Here is a 20885-nt window from a genome sequence, read left to right as displayed (position 1 = left end):
ATAACCCTCTAATTTATATATCTTTAAGATTGTTAAAAAACAAGATTATAGAAAAAACAATAAATATATTATGTAATCTTGCCCCTATTTGGTTTATAGATAACCAAAACACCCTATACTAATAAACCTTTTTAATTAAAGCCATTGAAACATCTTATCATTTTCTTCCTTCTTGTTTCATTTTATACACAAGGGCAAAGTGTAATAAATGACAGTATTGATACCCGTTGGGAAATGTTCACTTATGATATGGGAAGTGTTTTCAGAGGTATTGGCCATTCCTATACCAGACCCTTGCACTGGCAAGGAAAAGATTGGGCCAACCTTGGTTACACTATGGGCGGCACAGCTATCATCTACCTCGTAGACACCCCTGTAAGCGATTATTTAAGGGATATTAAACAAGATGTACCTGAAGTAATACGTGATTACGGTTTTGAATACGGGAGTCCTTCATACAATTATATGGTAACTGGAGGTGTTTACTTAACAGGACTTGCCATTAAAAATGAAAAACTTAGAAGAACCGGGGTCCTATTAATCGCTTCGGCCTCATCTGCCGGATTATTGCAACAAATATTAAAATCTGCCGTAGGTCGCGCAAGACCTCTCAGCGGAAAGAGCAAAGACACTTTTAATCCATTTTGGGCGGGGGACAAAAAATATCATTCCTTCCCTTCGGGCCATGCTATTCTGGCAATGACCAACGCACATGCAATTGCCAAACAATTTAGTAATATTTGGGTAAAAACGGGCATATACACCTTGGGGTCCATCCCTGGCATATCAAGACTTTGGGAAGGTAAACATTGGCTATCAGATGTAGCGTTGGGTATGGCCATCAGTATATTTACCGTTGAATCTATAGATCGCTACCTAGATAGTAGATATGACCAAAAATACAATGCCCAAAACAAAAAATTGGCCTGGAACCTCAATTTTGCCCCTGGGCAAGTAGGTGTCCAAATTCAGTTTTGACCTTTAAATCTACTTAGCAAAGTAAATGTAGATTCCCACAACAATAAGCACAATGGCAATACCTACCTCTTTTACATATTTGTAAGGGGAAATATCAACCTGCTCTGTATACTTTAACTCAAAAGCTTCTTTTCTTGGGTAAAACTTACCTATTACGAGCATTATGATGCAATTCATTACAAATAAAATAGCCATAACATGTAAATAATGGGGATACGCATCAGCTTCAACCAAATTTAATTGGCCCGGATCGGTAATACCCGCATTTTTAGCTTCTTCCAAAGCTTTGTCTACGAAATGAGGCTTCATGATAAATTGACTTAGAATATACAGGGCAGAACCGGAGAAAATTCCAATTTTCGCAGCTATGGCAGGTACTCTTTTAGTCAAATAACCTATTACGATTATCGTAAAAATAGGGATACTGTAGATACCATTTATTTCTTGCAGATAGTTAAAAAGGCTCCCTGCATTTGCAATCAAAGGAGCAATGAACATTGCCGCCAAAGCCAAACATATTCCAAATATTTTACCATATTTGACCACCGTAACCTCAGAGGCATTTTTATTAATATGCTGTTTGTAGATATCTATACCGAACAAGGTAACAGAACTATTAAGTACACTATTGAAAGAACTCAAGATCGCACCGAACAAAACAGCGGCAAAGAAACCGACCAGGGTTTTTGGCAGAACGGCCCTTACCAGTTCCGGATATGCCAAATCACTGGATGACAATCCACCTTCAAAATAATAATAAGCTATCATGCCCGGTAAAACCAAAATAATAGGCCCTAAAATCTTTAAAAAAGCGGCCAATAATAATCCTTTTTGCCCTTCTGCCAAGTTCTTGGCACCTAACGCTCTTTGTATTATCTGTTGGTTCGTACCCCAGTAAAAAAGCTGAACCAACATCATTCCGGTAAAAATGGTCACAAAAGGAACCTCTTGCCCCTTCTCTCCTGTAGAATCGAACCTTTCGGGATTTGCACTCATCAAAACATCCAGACCATGGGTAACACTTCCGTCACCAATGGCCATAAGCCCAAAAATAGGAATCAGAATACCACCGATAATCAACCCTACCGCATTAATACTGTCAGATACGGCTACCGCTTTTAAACCACCAAAAACGGCATAAATAGAACCGATAACCCCAATACCCCATATACAATAGATAAGTGCAGAAGATTCTGATATTCCGAACATCCCCGGAACATCGAACATTCCACTGATGGCAACGGAGCCTGAATATAGAATTACGGGAAGCAACACTACCACATAACCTGTCAAGAACAATCCAGAGGTTATCGTCTTTGTAGATACATCGAACCTGTCGGCCAAAAACTGGGGTACTGTCGTCAACCCTCCTTTTAAATATCTAGGTAATAAAAAAATAGCCGTAACCACCATGGCCATGGCGGCCAAAGTCTCCCAGGCCATTACGGACAACCCATCTTTATAGGCACTACCGTTCAATCCGACGATCTGCTCTGTTGAAAGGTTGGTCAACAACAAAGAACCTGCGATTACCCCGGCGGTAAGACTCCTGCCTCCTAAAAAATATCCATCGGAAGATTTCTCATTGGTAGAACGAGTAGCGTACCATGCTATAATAGCCACTAATAAAGTAAAACCGAGAAAAGAAAATATTGAAAGAAAATCCATATTAGAAATTTGTATTGTTGGTTAATCGAATTCACAATGGTATTTATATCTTTCATATAATCACCGGCACACTTTAAAAAGCAGCCGTAAGACAAAAAATTATGAAAACAATATAAAATGACGGCCTCTAATATAATACATACAGAATTACTCTTCACATATTACGGATTAAATAAAAAAAACTTTTGTTACATTTATACAAAACCACTTTTAAATGAGGTATTTACTATTTTTCCTTTAAGTTTTGCCTTTTTAGTTCTTCAAAAAAACTAAAATCAATGATGATACGTCATGAAAATTTAGACAAATGATTTTTGCCGCCTTAGATGACTAAATGGAACATTTAGAATAAAATCCGTTTAAATACGTTCAATCTTGGGGTTACTCGATAACAAACAAACCTTTATCCTTTTTAAATATTAATAATCAAACACTTAATTAAACACAAAATCATGAAAAAACAACTGTTCTCATTCTTCGCCATGCTTGTCATTGTTAGCGCATCTGCCCAAAAATTAAAAATACAGGAAGGTGATTATAATAATTTAAAAGGGATAGACACCTATAGTTTGGTATTTGACTATACCGATGTACAGATTCCAAAATTTGACAACGAAGAAGCGTTTTTAAAAGATAAGATGGATAAAAGGGAAGAAAAAAAGGCTGGTGATGGCGAGCGTTTTAAAAATGATTGGTTCAGTGACCGACCCAATCGTTACCACCCCAAGTTCATTGAATCGTTCAACAAAAGATTTGACGACGGGGTTGTTTCGGTCACCGAAGATGCCGCCGATTACACTATGAAAATACACACCTCAAAAATCTACCCAGGGTATAACGTAGGCATCGTAAGACACAATGCGGAAATTGACGCTACGTTCACCATTTATAAGACCGATGATCCGGCAACCGTACTTTTCGAAGGCAAATATAAAGACGTGCAAGGATATGGTTCAATGGGGTATGATTACAACTCTGGCGACAGAATTGCCGAATGCTATGCAAAACTGGCCAAGAACATTGCCAATGTTATAAAGAAAAAGGTTTTAAAATAAAGACCGACAATTATTGAATTGTTTGAACGCCAACAGTTAACTGTTGGCGTTTTCTTTTTCCATATCCGTTATATGTGCCACTGTTTTCACTAGCCTATGATGGTTTTTAACGAACGGATTCGTCTTGTCCCACACATAGCCTGCAAGCACTGCACATATCTGTGACTTAATAACAGGATTTTCGGAATCGGCAAAGAAAATTTTCTGCAAATTGCCCGTATACCACTCTTTCACATAGGTAGAAAAAACACGTACACCTTCTAATATATAGTCCGAATATTCGGTTTCCCAATCAACCGATTCCCCCCTAAGTTCTTTTGCAATTAATTTAGCGGACAAATGAGCCGACTCTGTTGCAAAAGCCACCCCAGAAGAGAATACCGGATCTAAAAACTCGGCACTGTTGCCCGTAAGTACGTATCCATCCCCATATAACTGTTTAACCGACTTAGCAATATTCTTCAATATTCTAGGCTCAAACTCATAAGGCAGGTCCTGAAACCTCTCATAATAATGATCCGACAGCTTCATCATTTCTTGAAGTTTTTCGGTATTGGTACCTTTAAAAGATGCCAAATATTCAGTTGGCCCTACATACCCGATACTGGTATACCCATCGGAAAAAGGAATCACCCATAGCCACGTTTCTTTGCTTACGATATCAAAGGTAATTCTATGGCCTTCCCAACCTTCGGGTCTGTTTACATCCTTTACATGTGTAAATATAGAAGAGTGCTTTGGTATTTCAGAAGGTTTGTCCAGATTCAATAACCTGGGCAATACCCTACCAAAACCGCTGGAATCTATTATAAACCTAGCTTCGACTTTTAATGTATTACCATCTTTGTCCAAAATAGTAGTAACGGAGCGGTCGTCAACAAAATCAACCGCGGTAACCTCTTTTTCAAAATCGATATCAACGCCCCTTTTTATTAGTTCGTCTGTCAATGTCTTATCAAAATCGGCCCGTGGCACCTGCCAAGTCCAGTCCCAACCTTCGGTATGTTTCTTACTGAAATCGAACTCACAAGCTTTAGCCCCCTGTAAAAACCTTGCCCCGGTCTTAATTTCAAAGCCCTTTTCCTTCAGACAATCCAACAAACCAACTGCCTCAAAGTGATCCATACACCTCGGAATTAGGCTTTCACCGATAACAAACCTAGGAAACCTATTCTTTTCGACTACCTTTACGGAAAAGCCTTCGTTAAACAGATAAGAAGCCGCAACAGAACCAGATGGCCCGGCCCCAATAATCAATACATCTACTTTTTCTTTTTTCTTCATTGGATTATTTCCCTGACAATAAGTATCCTAATTCGCTAATTATTTTAAATTTGCGCAACAAGAATCCTTTTTATAAAGACTAAGGTATTATATAAACCTTACAGAATCAACCATACATGCCAGAAATTACAGGAAGCCTAGGAATTAAGGAATTTTACGATGTCATATTTGAGAAAAAAGACATTCACCTTTCAGATAAACTCCTAAGCACAGTAGAAGAAAGTCACAACTTCTTAAAAGAGTTTTCAAAAAACAAAGTTATTTACGGTGTAAATACCGGATTTGGCCCCATGGCCCAATACAAGATAAAAGATTCGGAAACATTGGAACTGCAGTACAATCTTATACGCAGCCATGCTTCCGGAACCGGAAATCCGATTCCTCCCAAATATGTGAAAGCGGCCATGTTGGCAAGGTTAAACACCTTAAGCTTGGGGAATTCTGGAGTACACGTATCTGTTGTTAAGGTAATGACAGAATTATTGAACAAAGATATTATCCCTTTAATCTATGAACATGGCGGTGTCGGGGCAAGTGGAGATTTGGTCCAATTGGCACATTTGGCACTTGTACTTATAGGTGAAGGCGAAGTTTTCTACAAAGGAGAAAAAAGACCCACAGCAGAAGTTTTCAAAATAGAGGGCATACAACCTATAAAAGTAGAGTTGCGAGAAGGGCTAGGGCTTATAAACGGTACTTCGGTAATGACCGGAATCGGCATTGTAAATACCATTTACACCCGAAGATTGCTAGAATGGGCCATTGCTTGTTCTTCCGCCATCAATGAAATTATGCAGGCCTATGACGACCATCTCTCTTTTGAACTCAACCAAACCAAAAGACACAAAGGCCAGCGAGAGATCGCAAGATCTATGCGCAGCCATTTAGAGGACAGTACTTTGACCAGAAAAAGAGAACATCATTTATACAATGCCAACAATGATGTGGCCGTGTTCGAAGAAAAAGTACAAGAATACTACTCTATTCGTTGTGTTCCCCAAATATTGGGTCCCGTATTGGATACCTTGAACGAAGTTGAACGAATTCTTATAGAAGAGGTGAATTCTGCCAACGACAACCCCATCGTAAACATCGAAAAACAAAATGTTTACCATGGCGGTAATTTTCATGGCGATTACGTATCCCTAGAAATGGACAAGCTTAAAATAGTCGTTACGAAAATGAGTATGCTCGCCGAGAGACAACTTAATTACCTTCTTAACTCTAAGTTAAACGATATCTTGCCTCCTTTCGTTAATTTAGGTACATTAGGATTAAATTTCGGAATGCAAGGTGTGCAGTTCACGGCCACATCGACAACGGCAGAAAACCAAATGTTGTCGAACCCCATGTACGTTCACAGTATACCGAACAATAACGACAATCAAGATATTGTAAGCATGGGTACCAACGCGGCCCTGATTACAAAAAAAGTAATTGAAAACGCCTTTGAGGTAGTTGCCATAGAAATGATAACTATTGTACAGGCAATAGAATATTTGGAAGTAAAGGACAAGGTTTCCTCGAAAACCAAAAAAATGTACGATGCTGTTCGTAAAATAGTTCCCCCATTCAAAGAAGATAAGGTTATGTATCCTTATGTAAATGAAGTAAAGAACTATATTATAAACCATCAAAATAAAAAGTCATGAAAAAAGCTTTCTCACTATTATTAGTATTCTGTTTCTCGATGTCCTTTGCCCAGGAACTGGCCTTGGTTCGCGAAGACGGGCTGTTCGGTTACATCAACAAGTCTGGTGAATATATTATAAAACCACAGTACAAAGTAGCCAAAAGCTTCTCTGAAGGTTTGGCAGCAGCAGAAAAAGATAAGGCCTGGGGCTTTATCAATACAAAAGGAGAATGGGTCATTGAACCAACGTACGACAAGGTCAAATACTTCAATTCCGGTTACGCACTGGTCTTAAAGGACGATCAATGGAGGTATATCGATAAAAACGAAAAAGAACTTAATGCACCGGCATCGGATAAATATTACGATTTTCAAGAGGGTGTGGCCCTTATTCGCCAAAATGACAAAATAGGCCTTATAGGCACCGATGGCAAAACCATTCTAGAGCCTACCTATGATGAAATAAAAGCATTTAGAGATGGCTATGCGAAAGCCAGAAAAGGAGAGTTGTGGGGCATGATCAACAATAAGGGTGAAGTAATCGTCCCTTTTGAATATGAAGAAATCGGGAATACCTACAACACCTCTGGAGTGTACGGAAAAAAAGGAGGTAATTTCGGAATTATACACAACGGCACTTTTAACGTAATCGAAGGCGCAGATAAAGTATGGAACTTTCATGGTGATTCTGGCCTTACTTATGCAAGAAAAGATAAAAAAACAGGTTTTGTAAACTCTAAGGGAGAATGGGTAATACCACCAACATACAGTAAAGCAAGAGCATTCTCCAACGGATTGGCACCCGTTGCCAAAGACAAAGAGTGGGGGTATATAGATATGGAAGGTAAAACGGTCATAGATTTTCAATATAGGGATGCCGAAGTATTCTCTGCCAACGGATTGGCACCCGTAAAAGAAAAAAATTGGGGATTCATCGACACCTCCGGAAACATGATAATTCCGACAGAATACAGCATTACTGCAGGATTGGCCTTTTTAGCAGGTAACAATGACAAAGGCTTTTTAGGCGACTATGCTAGACTAAAATCTAAAAAAGGATGGGGCTTCTTTAATACAAAAGGAGAGCTTTTAGGTAACAAATGGTACCAAAATGCGGAACCGTTCGTAAAGAATTAAAAAGGAATTTAAAAATTAAATGGGAAAGGAAAAGACCAAGTACGCCTTGGTAACAGGCGGATCTAGAGGAATCGGAAGAGCTGTTTGCATACAATTGGCCAAGGACCTGGATTATAAATTACTGATAAATTACAACACCAATAAAACGGCCGCCGAGGAAACGCTTGCCCTAGTAGAAGCAGCGGGCGGATCTGGAGAAATAATACAATTCAACGTTACCGACAACGAAAGTGTCAAATCTACCTTGGACAATTGGCACAATACAAACGAAAATGCGGTTATCGAAGTATTGGTAAACAATGCCGGAATAAAAAAAGACGGTCTTTTCATGTGGATGAGCCCAGAAGATTGGTCATCTGTGATCAACACCAGCCTTAACGGTTTCTACCATGTAACCAATGCCTTGATACAAAAATTATTGGTCAATAAATACGGAAGAATAATCAATATAGTTTCTGTATCCGGTTTAAAAGGTACTCCCGGACAAACCAACTATTCCGCTGCCAAAAGTGCTGTAATCGGGGCCACGAAGGCCTTGGCACAAGAAGTTGCAAAAAGAAAAGTAACTGTAAACGCAGTTGCTCCAGGCTTTATTGAAACCGACATGACCGAAGAATTGGACGAGTCGGAACTTAAAAAAATGATACCCGCAAATAGATTTGGCAAACCCGAAGAGGTGGCCGACGTAGTCTCATTTTTAGCCTCTAACAAGGCATCTTACATTACGGGAGAGGTAATAAATATTAACGGAGGTATTTATTCATAGTAAAAGAAAGAGGAGGATGAAGCGAGTAGTAATTACCGGTATGGGCATATACTCTTGTATAGGCAAGAATCTAGAAGAGGTAAAAAAATCTCTTTACGAAGGAAAATCTGGAATATCCATCGACCCAGTTCGTACAGAATTTGGCTATAGGTCTCCATTAACTGGGGTTGTCGAAGACCCCGACCTAAAAAAAATGCTTTCCAGAAGACAACGTATAAGTATGGGCGAGGAAAGCAGGTATGCCTATGTAGCTTCTCTCGAAGCGATGAAAAACGCAAAAATAGACCAAGACTTTTTTGATAATAACGAAGTAGGCATCATCTATGGCAATGATAGTACAGCACTATCCGTTGTACAATCTATAGATACCATTAAAGAGAAAAAAGACACGACCCTGGTAGGTTCAGGAGCCATTTTCAAGGGCATGAACTCTACGGTGACCATGAACCTGTCCACCATTTTTAAACTAAAGGGCATCAACCTTACCCTAAGTGCAGCTTGCGCCAGTGGATCGCACTCTATCGGGCTTGCGTACCAACTGATAAAAAGTGGCCTTCAAGACTGTATAATAACGGGCGGGGCACAAGAGATCAACCATATTTCTATGGCAAGTTTCGACGGTTTGGGAGTATTCGCCGTTAGACCGGACGAACCCACCAAGGCATCTAGACCCTTTGATAAGGACAGAAACGGCCTAATACCCAGCGGTGGTGCGGCGACCGTAATTTTAGAAAGCTACGAATCTGCCGTAAAACGTGGCGCACCCATACTTGCCGAAGTGGTCGGTTACGGCTTTTCTTCCAATGGTGACCATATCTCTACGCCCAATGTTGACGGCCCTGCCAGAGCTATGAAAAAAGCATTAGAGGACGCCACCCTTAAAACCTCTGATATAGATTACGTAAACGCCCATGCAACCTCTACAACCGTTGGCGATGCCAATGAAGCAAAGGCGATTCATGAAGTTTTTGGAGAAAACAAACCCTTTGTAAGTTCTACAAAATCTATGACAGGCCATGAGTGTTGGATGGCAGGCGCCAGTGAAGTGGTCTATTCTATGTTAATGATGCAAAACGGTTTTATCGCCCCTAATATTAACTTGGAAAACCCAGACGAAGATTCTGCCAAACTAAACATTGCCCGTAAAACGATAGATAAAAAAATTGACGTATTTTTGTCCAATTCATTTGGATTTGGCGGAACAAATTCCGCTTTAATCGTAAAAAGTGTTGACCAATAATGATGACCAAACAAACCATAATTGAAAAAATTAACGACTTTCTCATAGACGACTTTGAGGTCGAGGAAGAAGCATTGGAACCTGGTGCCAACCTTAAAGAGGCCATTGGCTTGGATAGCTTGGATTTTGTGGATCTAGTAGTTGCCGTAGAAAGCAATTTCGGGGTTAAGTTGGTAGGTGAGGATTTTGTCAACATCGTAACATTGCAGGACTTCTATGACCTAATAGAAAGAAAACTGGACTAAGCAAATACCAAGAACCAAAATTCAATGGCAACCGAGTGGAAAGGAAAATCAAAAGGCACTCTACTAGGATATAAACTGTACATTTTTTTCCTTAAAACTTTTGGAATAGGCACTGCCTATTTTATACTTCGGTTTATAGTACTTTATTATTTTCTGTTCTCTTTTGATAGCTCAAAGGCCATCTATTATTACTTTAAAAAACGATTAAAGTATTCTACCACGAAAAGTATCTTGTGCATATACAAGAACTACTATGCATTGGGCAAGGTGCTTACCGACCGGTTTGCCATATCGACCGTATTTAAGGATAAATTCTCGTACACACATGATGGTATTGAACATATAGACCATTTATTAAAACAGAACAAAGGAGGTATTCTAATTAGTGGACACATAGGCAACTTTGAGGTGTCTCATTACTTCTTGGAAAGTCGTTACTCCATTTCAAAAATACATATGGTAACGACCCATGCCGAGAGGGAGAACATTAAAGAATACATGGAAAGTCAAGTATCGGAATCATCTATGGAGTTCATAGTTGTAAAAGACGATATGTCTCACATATTTGAAATTCATGCGGCATTGGACAAAGGAGGATTAGTTGTTTTTACCGGAGATCGTTATCTTCCCGGAACAAAAACCTTGAAACAAGAATTTCTTGGGGCCGAAGCGGAATTCCCTATGGGACCTTATGTTTTGGCATCTCGCTTAAAAGTTCCGGTACTGTTCGTCTATGTCATGAAAGGACCGGAAAGAGAGTACCATTTATATGCGAGAAAAGCGGTAGCAAAGGCCAGAGACCCTCAGGCCCTGCTCAAAGAATATACCCTGAGCATGGAATGGATATTAAAAAAATACCCCCTGCAATGGTTTAATTATTTTGACTTTTGGAAAGACAGCCTAAAAAAATGAAAGAAGTATTAATTGTTTATTACACCCAAACGGGTCAACTCTTGACCATATTGGAAAACATGGCCAAAGAAATACATGGCGAAGGTATAAACATTAATTACTTCGAAATAATACCCGACCCAATCTTTGAGTTTCCTTGGGAGAACAAGAAATTCTATGATGTCTTCCCCGAGTCCTTTTTACAGATACCCCGCAATTTCCAACCCCCGTCCAAAGAGATCTTGAATAAGAAATACGATCTTGTGCTGTTAGGTTATCAGGTTTGGTATCTTACGCCATCAATTCCGATAAACTCATTTTTAAAATCAGAAGCGGCTAAAAAAGTATTAAAGGACACTCCCGTAGTCACGGTCGTCGCCTGTAGAAACATGTGGCTCATGGCGCAAGAAAAAATGAAGCGCCTGTTACGTGATGCGGGTGCAAATTTAGTGGGCCATGTAGCCCTAGTGGACCGTAATATGAACAACATTAGTGTAATTACCATTGCACACTGGATGCTTTCGGGAAAAAAAGACCGCTATTTGGGAATTTTTCCAAAACCTGGCGTGTCCGACAAAGACATACAAGAAGCGGCACGGTTCGGAACCCCGATAAAAGAAGCATTGCTTTCCAATAATTTTATCCAATTGCAAGACAAATTGGTAAAAATGGGAGGTCTGGTCGTTAATCCTTTTTTAATAAAGACGGACGAGCGCGGTAATATACTATTCAATAAATGGGCGAATCTAATTATAAAGAAAGGAGCCCCTGGAACCCCCAAACGCCTGAAATGGATTGGTTTGTTCAAAATTTATTTGTTATTTGCCATATGGGTCATAGCCCCTATAGTTTTTATCGTATTTTTGATAGCTTATTTACCGAGCTATAAACGAAGAAAAAAAGACATAGCTTATTTTTCATCGGTTGAGTTAAAAGAGAATTAATGAAAGACGTATTTATAACAAAAATTGCCAAATTTTTACCAAACAAACCTGTCTCCAATGAGGAAATGGAGAAAAAACTAGGGGTTATCAACGGGAAGGCCTCGAAAGCTCGTCGTATAGTTCTCAGAAACAATCAGATTAAACAACGCTATTACGCAATCGACGAAAATGGCAATCCAACACATAACAATGCCCAATTGACCAAAGAGGTGGTAGAAAAATTGTGCGACGACGGTTTTACGACCAAAGACATTCAATTATTATCCTGCGGCACCTCTAGTCCCGATCAAATTTTACCTTCACATACCGCTATGGTACATGGGTATTTAAAAAACACCAATATGGAGATCAATTCTCCGTCTGGTGCTTGTTGTTCAGGAATGAACGCCTTAAAATACGGATACCTGTCGGTTATGACCGACCAAGTGGAGAATGCAGTATGCGCTGGTTCTGAAAGAACCTCTTCTTGGATGAAGAACGACGTGTTCGAAAACGAAGTGGAGCATTTAAAAAGCTTGGAGGACAACCCTATGCTGGCCTTCAACAAAGAATTTTTAAGATGGATGTTGTCCGACGGTGCCGGAGCGGTGCTTTTAGAAAGTAAGCCCAACGGGCCGACGCCTTTGAAAATAGAGTGGATGGACGGCTACTCCTACGCTTTTGAAATGGATGCATGTATGTACGCCGGGGCAGAAAAAAAAGAGGACGGAGATTTAAAACCTTGGAGCGAATTTCCTGCTACCGAATGGGGGAAAATGTCCCTATTCGCTATGAAGCAAGACACCAGGTTATTAGGCAACAACATACTGGTCAAAGGTGTAGATAGTTTAAAACAGACCTACGAAAAACACGGTATTGGCCCTGAGGACGTGGATTATTACCTACCTCATATTTCTTCCTATTATTTTAAAGAAGGGCTGTATGAGGAAATGGAAAAGCAAGGAATTCCAATGCCTTGGGAAAAATGGTTTCTGAACCTAGAACATATTGGTAATATCGGAGCCGCATCCATATACGTAATGTTAGAAGAATTAGTAGCTTCGGGCAAATTAAAAAAAGGAGACAGAATACTTTTACATGTTCCCGAAAGTGCCCGTTTTTCATACATGTACGCCTATTTAACCGTTTGTTAAATGAACCTATTAAAACCACCCATTGCAAATTTCGATTTTATTATCGATCTAATACCCCAGAAATGGCCCTTTATAATGGTGGACAAATTGCATCATTTTAGCGAAGATCGGATTACTTCTGGTTTCACCATTAAAGCAGACAATCTTTTTTACAAAGACAATGTTTTTAACGAACCGGGATTAATTGAAAACATGGCCCAGACAGTTGCCATGCATACCGGTTACAAGTATTATCTAAAAAACGAACCTGCACCCATTGGCTATATCGGGGCAATAAAAAAAGCCGAAATTTTCATATTGCCCAAACTAGGAGATGAATTGGTGACCACCGTCGATATTCTACATGATATTATGGGCGTAACATTGGTAAAGGCCAAGGTAGAATGCAACAATAAACTAGTAGCGAACAGCGAAATAAAAACAGTTTTAGCTTAACTACTATGGAAGAAGGCCGTTATAAAATAGACATCAAAAAGTTCTTGCCACACAGGCCCCCGATGCTTTTGGTAAGCAACATGCCTTTTATAGGTCCAGAATCCGTAATCACAGAATTCCATATCACCTCCGATTGTATTTTTATCGACAATAATTATTTTGTTGAGGCCGGCCTTATAGAAAATGCCGCACAAACCTGTTCCGCCATTGTAGGACAAAGCTATTTTGACAAAGAGGATTTAGAAGGCACCAGCAACAAACTTGTAGGCTATATAAGTGCTATTAAAAAAGTGGAAATTTATGGTTTGCCCAAGGTCAACGACACCATAGTCACGAAAGCAAAACTCATTTCTAGATACGATACAGAAGGTTTAAGTATCTGTACCATGAGTTCCAGTACTTTTAGAAATGATGATTTAATCGTAGATTGTACTTTAAATTGTCTGATCCAAGAAGTGTAACTATGAAAAAAGAGGAAGTACCTCAAGACAAAAGTAATCTTGCATCCGCCAACATTCGTGAAATGATGTATGCCGTTGATGAAAATGGCAAATACACCACTTCGTTAAGCACGGGTTGGGACCCCAAGACCATTGCACTTGACAATGCCATCAAGGAAATCGAAGAACGTATTGCCCTGGCAAAAGAACGGGTAGCCAACAACCAGACCAGCCCCATAGAGTATTATATGGAATTGCACAAAATGGATCTCACCGTACTGGCCAGTTATGTAGGCCTATGGAAATGGAGGGTCAAAAGACATTTTAAACCTTCTGTTTTCAAAAAACTAAGCGACAAAACGTTACAAAAATATGCCGATGTGTTCGACATCAGTATCAATCAACTAAAAACATTTAATGGCGGAGAATCTTAAAATAGACTTTACCCATAACCAGGCCGCCCATTGTGAAAATGGCGTGGTATCCAACTTAATGCGTCATAATGGCTTTGAAATAAGCGAACCAATGGTCTTTGGCATAGGTTCGGGGTTGTTGTTCAGCTACCTCCCTTTTTTAAAAGTCAATTATGCCCCGGTCTTCACATACCGATCTATGCCCGGTTTCATCTTTAATAAATTCGCTAAACGTACGGGCATTAAAATGAAACGCGAAAAGTTCACCAACCCCGAGCTCGCAAAAAAAAGATTGGACCAAAACCTTGCCAACAACAACCCCGTCGGGTTACAGGTAGGGGTATACAACTTAATCTATTTCCCCGATGAATACCGTTTTCATTTCAATGCACACAATATGGTGGTGTACGGCAAAGAGGGCGATCGCTATTTAATAAGCGACCCCGTTATGGAAGATGTTACCAGTCTCAGCAGTAAAGAGTTAGAGAAAGTACGCTTCGCCAAGGGCGCCTTTGCACCAAAAGGCCATATGTACTACCCCACGGCTTTTCCTGAGAAATTAGAGCTCAAAACCGCTATAGTAAAAGGCATTAAACAAACCTCTCGCGACATGACCGCCCCCGTACCTATTGTTGGCGTTAAGGCCATGAAATGGGTAGCCAAGAACATTAGAAAATGGCCCAATAAACTGGGGACAAAAAAAGCCAACCACTATTTAGGTCAAATTGTTAGAATGCAAGAGGAAATAGGAACCGGCGGTGGTGGATTTAGATATATTTATGGTGCATTTTTACAAGAGGCCAGTGAAGTTTTAGAAAACGACAAGCTAATGGAGCTGTCAAAAGAAATGACCTCTATTGGCGATGCTTGGCGCGATTTTGCCGTAGATGCATCTAGAATATACAAAAACAGGAATGCGGAGAGCAATGGTTACGAAGATGTTGCCACCCAATTAGAAGCATTGGCCGCTAGGGAGGAATCTTTTTTCAAGGCCTTAAAGAAATCGGTGTAAAACATTCTTAAATTGATTTTTATTTCATGATCCAAATCGACCAACTTTCAAAAAAGTACAAGGATGCAGCACATTTTTCTGTTTCCGATCTGGACTTGAAAATTGGTGAAGGTGAAATTTTTGGTCTCTTGGGGCCCAATGGAGCAGGCAAAACTACCCTTATCTCTATGTTATGCGGCCTTATAAAACCAACATCGGGCAATTTTAGCATACACGGCCTAAATTTTAGTTCCCATAAAAACCAACTAAAACACCTCATAGGCATCGTACCCCAAGAGTATGCCCTATACCCTAACCTAACAGCTTATGAAAATCTAAATTATTTCGGAAGTATGTACGGGTTAAAAGGAAACGATTTAAAAGAAACCATACTTTCCCATCTTAAAATATTGGGTCTTCATGAATTTGCCGATAAAAAGGTAAAAGCATTTTCTGGGGGCATGAAACGCCGTGTAAATCTTATTGCCGGCATGTTACACCAACCTAAAGTACTTTTTCTGGACGAACCTACGGTTGGGGTAGATGTACAATCAAAGACCGTGATTATAGAGTTTTTAAGAACATTGAACAAAGCGGGCACCACTATAATCTACACATCTCACCATTTAAACGAAGCGGAGCAATTTTGCACTACCGTGGGTATCATAGACCATGGCGAACTTGTATGTATGGGAACACCGCAAGAATTAATACAAAAAGAGGAAGACATTACAGATTTAGAAGGTGTTTTTCTATCGTTAACAGGCAAAGCTCTACGTGACCATGCATAAACTGTTGGTTTCCGCACATAAAGAGCTCTTATTGCTTACCCGAGATCTTGGTGGTTTGGCGGTATTGTTTTTAATGCCATTACTTTTGGTAATTACCATTACCATTATACAAGACAACACTTTTAAGATCATACAGGAAAATAAAATACCTGTACTCTTGGTAGATTTGGACAAAGGTGATGTTTCTAACCAAGTAAAACAGAGTTTAAAAGACTCAAATCTTTTTGAAATAGTACCTGAACAACAAGAATCCATAGCTCAGGACCTAGTTCAAAAAGGAGCTTATCAATTGGCCATCATATTGCCCAAAGACCTGACCAAAGACCTTAATCTAAAAATAAGGCAAAACGTAACGGGCATTCTGGCCAAGTTCGGGGTGGAAGAAGAAAGCACCCCCATCAACAGTAGCCCCATATCCCAAAAAGAAATCAGGCTCTATTTTGATCCTGCCGCACAACAAGCCTTCAAGAGCTCGGTAAGAAACAATGTAGACAAAATGATCGCTCAGATAGAGAGTCAATCCATCTATCAAGCTTTTCAAGAAGAATTGGGCGAAGACCCTACCGAACCTTTATTTGACACCAAGAGCTTTATTTCTTTCAAGGAAATAATACCCAACACACATAAAAAAGAAACAATACCCAACTCAACACAGCACAATATACCGGCGTGGACCCTGTTTGCCATATTCTTTATAATACTACCATTGTCCATCAATATGGTAAACGAAAAAAACCAGGGCACCTTTGTACGTTTAAGAACGCTACCCGTCAAGTATGCAACAGTATTGGGTGGAAAAACCTTGGTTTTTCTAACCGTATCTTTAATACAGTTTGTATTGATGCTACTGGTAGGAATATATCTATTTCCGACATTAGGACTTCCTAAACTAGATGTTTCGGGAAGAATTCCACTTCTCATGCTCGTTGCCCTTTTTGCAGGCCTAGCGGCCGTGGGATTAGGCTTATTATTAGGTACCATTGCCAAATCACAAGAGCAATCGGCCCCTTTTGGCGCTACATTCGTAGTAATTTTGGCGGCGATCGGCGGAGTTTGGGTACCGGTATTCGCCATGCCTCCCTTTATGCAAACAATTTCTAAGCTATCTCCGATGAATTGGGGTCTAAATGCCTTTTATGACGTATTTTTACGCAATGTAGGGTTCAAAGAAATTGTTCCGGAACTGGCATTACTTCTACTATTTTTTATAGCCACAACTGTAATCGCGATCCTATATAACGAAAGAAAAAATGCAGTCTAGCAACAAAAAAGAAATTAGCCATACCAGTAAGATACGGGTTCGTTTTACCGAAACAGACCCTCTTGGCATTGTATGGCACGGTAATTATATTCAGTATTTTGAAGACGGAAGGGAAGCCTTTGGGCGGCACCATGGAATTTCATATCTAGACCAAAAAGCACATAATTTTTCTACACCGATCGTAAAATCCACTTGCGAACATAAGCTTCCGTTACGATATGGCGATGTGGCAGAAATAAAGACGACCTATATAGACTCCCCCGCCGCCAAAATGATATTTAAATATGAAATATACAACCCTGATGGCGAGGTCGTATGCGTCGGGGAAACGGTTCAGGTATTTGTAGAATTAGAAGGAGAACTATCCTTGGTTATTCCAGAGTTCTTTTTAAACTGGAAGAAAAAAGTAGGTTTAATTAATGAGTAAAGTTTATTTATCACATAACAACATTGTTTCTTCCTTTGGTTTTGACAGTATTTCTGCGATAGAAAGTATACGTAACCAAGTTACCGGACTTTCTATTTATGAGGATAAAAAGATTCTTGACACTCCTTTTTGTTCATCAAGGGTACATCAAAAAGAACTGCAGGAACATTACAAGGCATTGTCACCGAACGAAGAGCATACACGTTTAGAGAAAATGATGTTGGTCTCCTTGTCCGATAGCCTAAAGAAGGCCGGTATAAAATTGACAAAAAGAACCGGGCTTATCATTTCAACCACCAAGGGCAATATCGATGTGCTGGAAAACGAAAGCCCATATCCGGAAAGCAGGGCATATTTACCCGCTCTTGGAGAAAAAATACAGCAATTCTTCGGTTTCGAAAACAAGCCTATCATCATCTCTAACGCCTGTGTTTCTGGTGTACTGGCCATTGCAGCGGCCAAACGCTTCATCAAACAAGGTTTGTACGATGATGTATTTATTGTTGCAGGCGATTTGGTAACACAATTTATACTCTCGGGCTTTAATGCCTTTCAGGCCCTGAGCACAGACCCGTGTAGGCCCTATTGCAAGACCAGGACCGGAATAAACATAGGTGAAGTAGCAAGCAGTGTATTAGTAACCAATAACGCATCTAAAACAACCGATGAGTCGGTAATAGTGCTGGGCGAGGGCTCTTGTAACGATGCCAATCACATTTCGGGTCCATCACGTACAGGCGAGGGACTTTTAAGAAGTGTAGAGGCCGCCATACAACAATCGGGACTGCAAGCCACCGATATCGATTACGTTTCGGCCCATGGTACGGCTACCATGTACAATGATGAAATGGAATCTATTGCCTTTGGAAGAGCAAACTTATCAAATACACCGTTGAACAGTTTAAAAGGATATTTTGGACACACATTAGGAGCTTCCGGCCTATTGGAAACCATCATCGGGATGCATTCACTACATCAAAATACCTTATTCGCATCTTTGGGTTTTAAAGAACTGGGGGTTTCTCAACCGTTGAACATAATTAAAGAGACCACTCCAAAAAACATAAACACTTTTTTAAAAACGGCTTCCGGTTTTGGAGGTTCAAATACCGCCGTCATTTTTCAAAAAGCCTAAGAATAGTTGAAAATAAATGGGATAGTATTAAATTCGCCATTTTAATTTTGTGAAAGAACGTAATGTCAAAAAAGAACATCAAAGCTATTGATGCACTACAAGAGGCACAAAAGATAGCTTTTGCCCCTTTTGTTTTTCAAACAACAGTTTCCCTAAAAAACCTTGGTATCTTCGATTATATCTTTGCGAACAATGCCAAAGGTGGCGTTACGCTCAAAGAAATCTCACAAGCCCTTTCCATTAGTGAATATGGCCTTAGTGTACTTTTAGAAATCGCCGAAAGTGCCGATATTGTTTATGTAGACGATAATGGAAAATACGAACTTAGTAAAATTGGGTACTTCTTGAGCTATAATCCCATGACCGAGGTAAACCTGAATTTTACCCAAGATGTCTGTTACCAAGGGTTATTTCATTTACAAGAAGCCATAAAAGAACAAAAACCGGCAGGCTTAAAAGAATTGGGCAATTGGAAAACCATCTACGAGGGACTTTCACAATTAAACCCCAAAATTCAGAAATCGTGGTTCGATTTTGACCATTTTTATTCTGATGGTATTTTCGACGAGGCCCTAAAAATCGTTTTTAAACACAAACCAAAGCACCTATTCGATATTGGCGGCAACACAGGTAAGTTCGCCATTCAATGCTGTTCTTACGATGATGATATAAACGTGCGCATTTTTGATTTACCCGGCCAATTAAAAAAAGCTTTAAAAAACACCTCAGATGCCGGTTTTGGCGATAGGGTCAGTGGCACTGAAATAGATTGGCTGTCAGAAAACCCCAGTATACCAAATGGTGCCGATACGATTTGGATGAGCCAATTTTTAGATTGTTTTTCAAAAGAGGAAATTTTAAAAATACTGAAGACGGCCGTAAAGGCAATGGATCCAGAAACCGAGCTCATCATCATAGAAACATATACGGACCGTCAAAAATTCGACAACGCAAAATTCACCTTGGAAGCAACCTCTTTATATTTTACGGCACTTGCCAATGGCAACAGTAAAATGTACAAGGCCACCGAGCTTATTGAACTAGCCGATGAAGCAGGATTGCGTGTTAAAGAAGATATTAATTTAGGGGAATTCCATACCTTGTTCGTCTGTAAAAGGAAATAGAATTTTTGAAAAACAATTTCTACATACAAAATTATTGCCATGTAAAAGATGGGGAAGTGTCCGTAAACGGAAAAACTGTTTTTAAAACATCGGAAACCGATTTTAAATTGGTCATGAAAGCGGCCTACAAAAAATTGATCGTAGATTACCCCAAATTTTTTAAAATGGACAACCTCAGCAAACTTGGGTTCTTGGCGGCACATGTATTGTTGGAAAACGAAAAAGAAAAAAACATAGCCCTTATTCTATCTAACAAAGCTTCTAGCTTGGATACGGATCGCACGTACCAAGAATCCATTAAGAATGCCGAGCAGTACTACCCAAGTCCGGCGGTATTCGTATACACCCTACCTAATATATGTATGGGAGAAATAAGTATAAAACATAAATTGTACTCGGAGAATTGCTTTTTTGTAACGGACGAGTTTGCACCTGAAACCTTAAGCACCTATGCTAACGAGTTATTGGATAGCAATAAAGCGGAAAAAGCATTATGTGGCTGGGTAGATGTGGATAATGGAAAATATAATGCATTTTTGTATGTTGTGGCAAAGAAGGGTACTTTTGTGCACTCCGAAGCCGAAATAAATCGATTATACTAGAGACCAATGAGTAACTTGAAATTAGAATTAAAAGAAAAGATCATAGAGCAATTAAACTTAGAGGATGTATCCGTTGATGAAATTGCGGACAATGATCCACTTTTCGGCGACGGCCTAGGGCTAGACTCTATCGATGCCTTAGAACTTATCGTAATGCTCGATAAGGATTACGGCATAAAATTGGCCGACCCTAAAGAGGGAAGAAAAATTTTTGAGTCAATAGATACCATGGCCGCTTACATTTCTGCCAACAAAGCATAAGGATACCATATATCTGATCGCATTTAAATGC

Annotated in this window: 23 protein-coding genes; 21 read left to right on the top strand and 2 right to left on the bottom strand. The window is 39.7% G+C overall.

Going from position 1 to position 20885, the window contains the following annotated elements:
* Positions 1-144 precede the first annotated feature (144 nt).
* On the top strand, positions 145-978 hold the full coding sequence (locus J8L85_RS04835; protein WP_247656555.1) for a phosphatase PAP2 family protein: 834 nt from the start codon (positions 145-147) through the stop codon (positions 976-978).
* Between the two features lie 9 nt (positions 979-987).
* Here J8L85_RS04835 and J8L85_RS04830 read toward each other — a convergent pair whose 3' ends face one another.
* Positions 988-2646 (bottom strand): solute:sodium symporter family transporter, encoded by a 1659-nt coding sequence (locus J8L85_RS04830; protein ID WP_211015080.1) that lies wholly within the window; start codon positions 2644-2646, stop codon positions 988-990.
* 452 nt (positions 2647-3098) lie between these two features.
* Here J8L85_RS04830 and J8L85_RS04825 point away from each other — a divergent pair, with 452 nt between their 5' ends.
* Entirely contained in the window at positions 3099-3701 is a 603-nt protein-coding gene (locus J8L85_RS04825; protein WP_211015079.1) for a hypothetical protein, read from the top strand.
* Positions 3702-3737: 36 nt separating this feature from the next.
* Here J8L85_RS04825 and J8L85_RS04820 read toward each other — a convergent pair whose 3' ends face one another.
* On the bottom strand, positions 3738-4985 hold the full coding sequence (locus J8L85_RS04820) for an NAD(P)/FAD-dependent oxidoreductase (RefSeq protein WP_211015077.1): 1248 nt from the start codon (positions 4983-4985) through the stop codon (positions 3738-3740).
* A gap of 116 nt (positions 4986-5101) precedes the next feature.
* Here J8L85_RS04820 and J8L85_RS04815 point away from each other — a divergent pair, with 116 nt between their 5' ends.
* The 19 genes from J8L85_RS04815 to J8L85_RS04725 all read left to right on the top strand — a co-directional run bounded on the left by J8L85_RS04815 (position 5102) and on the right by J8L85_RS04725 (position 20854).
* On the top strand, positions 5102-6637 hold the full coding sequence (locus tag J8L85_RS04815; protein ID WP_211015074.1) for an aromatic amino acid ammonia-lyase: 1536 nt from the start codon (positions 5102-5104) through the stop codon (positions 6635-6637).
* Positions 6634-7755 (top strand): WG repeat-containing protein, encoded by a 1122-nt coding sequence (locus J8L85_RS04810; protein WP_211015072.1) that lies wholly within the window; start codon positions 6634-6636, stop codon positions 7753-7755. Before J8L85_RS04815 ends, J8L85_RS04810 begins: the two co-directional genes overlap by 4 nt.
* 19 nt (positions 7756-7774) lie before the next feature.
* Complete coding sequence (gene fabG, locus J8L85_RS04805) at positions 7775-8521, top strand: 3-oxoacyl-ACP reductase FabG (RefSeq protein WP_211015070.1); 747 nt, start codon at positions 7775-7777, stop codon at positions 8519-8521.
* A gap of 16 nt (positions 8522-8537) precedes the next feature.
* The gene (locus J8L85_RS04800; RefSeq protein WP_211015068.1) at positions 8538-9761 is read left to right on the top strand and encodes a beta-ketoacyl-[acyl-carrier-protein] synthase family protein; all 1224 of its coding nucleotides are present in this window, start codon (positions 8538-8540) and stop codon (positions 9759-9761) included.
* Between the two features lie 2 nt (positions 9762-9763).
* Positions 9764-10006: a phosphopantetheine-binding protein gene (locus J8L85_RS04795; protein ID WP_211016298.1), complete on the top strand. Its 243-nt coding sequence runs from the start codon at positions 9764-9766 to the stop codon at positions 10004-10006.
* 24 nt (positions 10007-10030) lie between these two features.
* Complete coding sequence (locus J8L85_RS04790) at positions 10031-10918, top strand: lipid A biosynthesis acyltransferase (protein WP_211015066.1); 888 nt, start codon at positions 10031-10033, stop codon at positions 10916-10918.
* Entirely contained in the window at positions 10915-11841 is a 927-nt protein-coding gene (locus J8L85_RS04785; protein WP_211015064.1) for a dialkylrecorsinol condensing enzyme DarA, read from the top strand. Before J8L85_RS04790 ends, J8L85_RS04785 begins: the two co-directional genes overlap by 4 nt.
* On the top strand, positions 11841-12974 hold the full coding sequence (locus J8L85_RS04780) for a beta-ketoacyl-ACP synthase III (protein ID WP_211015062.1): 1134 nt from the start codon (positions 11841-11843) through the stop codon (positions 12972-12974). The genes J8L85_RS04785 and J8L85_RS04780 overlap by 1 nt, the downstream gene beginning before the upstream one ends.
* The gene (locus J8L85_RS04775) at positions 12975-13409 is read left to right on the top strand and encodes a hypothetical protein (RefSeq protein ID WP_211015060.1); all 435 of its coding nucleotides are present in this window, start codon (positions 12975-12977) and stop codon (positions 13407-13409) included.
* A gap of 5 nt (positions 13410-13414) precedes the next feature.
* Positions 13415-13870 carry an ABC transporter permease gene (locus J8L85_RS04770; RefSeq protein ID WP_211015059.1) on the top strand — a complete coding sequence of 152 codons (456 nt, stop codon included), beginning with the start codon at positions 13415-13417 and terminating at the stop codon, positions 13868-13870.
* Positions 13871-13872: 2 nt separating this feature from the next.
* Entirely contained in the window at positions 13873-14283 is a 411-nt protein-coding gene (locus J8L85_RS04765) for a hypothetical protein (RefSeq protein WP_211015057.1), read from the top strand.
* Positions 14267-15274, top strand: a complete 1008-nt coding sequence (locus J8L85_RS04760) for a BtrH N-terminal domain-containing protein (protein WP_211015055.1) — start codon at positions 14267-14269, stop codon at positions 15272-15274. Before J8L85_RS04765 ends, J8L85_RS04760 begins: the two co-directional genes overlap by 17 nt.
* A gap of 26 nt (positions 15275-15300) precedes the next feature.
* Complete coding sequence (locus tag J8L85_RS04755) at positions 15301-16044, top strand: ABC transporter ATP-binding protein (protein ID WP_211015053.1); 744 nt, start codon at positions 15301-15303, stop codon at positions 16042-16044.
* Entirely contained in the window at positions 16037-17305 is a 1269-nt protein-coding gene (locus tag J8L85_RS04750; RefSeq protein WP_211015051.1) for an ABC transporter permease, read from the top strand. The genes J8L85_RS04755 and J8L85_RS04750 overlap by 8 nt, the downstream gene beginning before the upstream one ends.
* Positions 17295-17732, top strand: coding sequence for an acyl-CoA thioesterase (locus J8L85_RS04745; protein WP_211015049.1), 438 nt, complete (start codon positions 17295-17297; stop codon positions 17730-17732). Before J8L85_RS04750 ends, J8L85_RS04745 begins: the two co-directional genes overlap by 11 nt.
* On the top strand, positions 17725-18867 hold the full coding sequence (locus tag J8L85_RS04740) for a beta-ketoacyl synthase N-terminal-like domain-containing protein (protein ID WP_211015047.1): 1143 nt from the start codon (positions 17725-17727) through the stop codon (positions 18865-18867). The genes J8L85_RS04745 and J8L85_RS04740 overlap by 8 nt, the downstream gene beginning before the upstream one ends.
* A gap of 62 nt (positions 18868-18929) precedes the next feature.
* Positions 18930-19991, top strand: coding sequence for a methyltransferase (locus J8L85_RS04735; RefSeq protein ID WP_211015045.1), 1062 nt, complete (start codon positions 18930-18932; stop codon positions 19989-19991).
* Positions 19992-19996: 5 nt separating this feature from the next.
* Positions 19997-20593: a 3-oxoacyl-ACP synthase gene (locus J8L85_RS04730; RefSeq protein ID WP_211015043.1), complete on the top strand. Its 597-nt coding sequence runs from the start codon at positions 19997-19999 to the stop codon at positions 20591-20593.
* Positions 20594-20599: 6 nt separating this feature from the next.
* Complete coding sequence (locus tag J8L85_RS04725; protein ID WP_047246587.1) at positions 20600-20854, top strand: phosphopantetheine-binding protein; 255 nt, start codon at positions 20600-20602, stop codon at positions 20852-20854.
* The last annotated feature ends 31 nt before the right edge of the window (positions 20855-20885 follow it).

This window comes from Maribacter sp. MMG018, from assembly GCF_018100785.1.
GTDB lineage: Bacteria > Bacteroidota > Bacteroidia > Flavobacteriales > Flavobacteriaceae > Maribacter.
This window is presented reverse-complemented; position numbering and strand designations above follow the sequence as displayed.

Bases quoted from the DNA above. Each gene is read 5' to 3' on its own strand.
- J8L85_RS04830 (WP_211015080.1), bottom strand. From the start codon at position 2,646: ATGGATTTTCTTTCAATATTTTCTTTTCTCGGTTTTACTTTATTAGTG.
- J8L85_RS04825 (WP_211015079.1), top strand. From the start codon at position 3,099: ATGAAAAAACAACTGTTCTCATTCTTCGCCATGCTTGTCATTGTTAGC.
- J8L85_RS04820 (WP_211015077.1), bottom strand. From the start codon at position 4,985: ATGAAGAAAAAAGAAAAAGTAGATGTATTGATTATTGGGGCCGGGCCA.
- J8L85_RS04815 (WP_211015074.1), top strand. From the start codon at position 5,102: ATGCCAGAAATTACAGGAAGCCTAGGAATTAAGGAATTTTACGATGTC.
- J8L85_RS04810 (WP_211015072.1), top strand. From the start codon at position 6,634: ATGAAAAAAGCTTTCTCACTATTATTAGTATTCTGTTTCTCGATGTCC.
- fabG (WP_211015070.1), top strand. From the start codon at position 7,775: ATGGGAAAGGAAAAGACCAAGTACGCCTTGGTAACAGGCGGATCTAGA.
- J8L85_RS04800 (WP_211015068.1), top strand. From the start codon at position 8,538: ATGAAGCGAGTAGTAATTACCGGTATGGGCATATACTCTTGTATAGGC.
- J8L85_RS04795 (WP_211016298.1), top strand. From the start codon at position 9,764: ATGACCAAACAAACCATAATTGAAAAAATTAACGACTTTCTCATAGAC.
- J8L85_RS04790 (WP_211015066.1), top strand. From the start codon at position 10,031: ATGGCAACCGAGTGGAAAGGAAAATCAAAAGGCACTCTACTAGGATAT.
- J8L85_RS04785 (WP_211015064.1), top strand. From the start codon at position 10,915: ATGAAAGAAGTATTAATTGTTTATTACACCCAAACGGGTCAACTCTTG.
- J8L85_RS04780 (WP_211015062.1), top strand. From the start codon at position 11,841: ATGAAAGACGTATTTATAACAAAAATTGCCAAATTTTTACCAAACAAA.
- J8L85_RS04775 (WP_211015060.1), top strand. From the start codon at position 12,975: ATGAACCTATTAAAACCACCCATTGCAAATTTCGATTTTATTATCGAT.
- J8L85_RS04770 (WP_211015059.1), top strand. From the start codon at position 13,415: ATGGAAGAAGGCCGTTATAAAATAGACATCAAAAAGTTCTTGCCACAC.
- J8L85_RS04765 (WP_211015057.1), top strand. From the start codon at position 13,873: ATGAAAAAAGAGGAAGTACCTCAAGACAAAAGTAATCTTGCATCCGCC.
- J8L85_RS04760 (WP_211015055.1), top strand. From the start codon at position 14,267: ATGGCGGAGAATCTTAAAATAGACTTTACCCATAACCAGGCCGCCCAT.
- J8L85_RS04755 (WP_211015053.1), top strand. From the start codon at position 15,301: ATGATCCAAATCGACCAACTTTCAAAAAAGTACAAGGATGCAGCACAT.
- J8L85_RS04750 (WP_211015051.1), top strand. From the start codon at position 16,037: ATGCATAAACTGTTGGTTTCCGCACATAAAGAGCTCTTATTGCTTACC.
- J8L85_RS04745 (WP_211015049.1), top strand. From the start codon at position 17,295: ATGCAGTCTAGCAACAAAAAAGAAATTAGCCATACCAGTAAGATACGG.
- J8L85_RS04740 (WP_211015047.1), top strand. From the start codon at position 17,725: ATGAGTAAAGTTTATTTATCACATAACAACATTGTTTCTTCCTTTGGT.
- J8L85_RS04735 (WP_211015045.1), top strand. From the start codon at position 18,930: ATGTCAAAAAAGAACATCAAAGCTATTGATGCACTACAAGAGGCACAA.
- J8L85_RS04725 (WP_047246587.1), top strand. From the start codon at position 20,600: ATGAGTAACTTGAAATTAGAATTAAAAGAAAAGATCATAGAGCAATTA.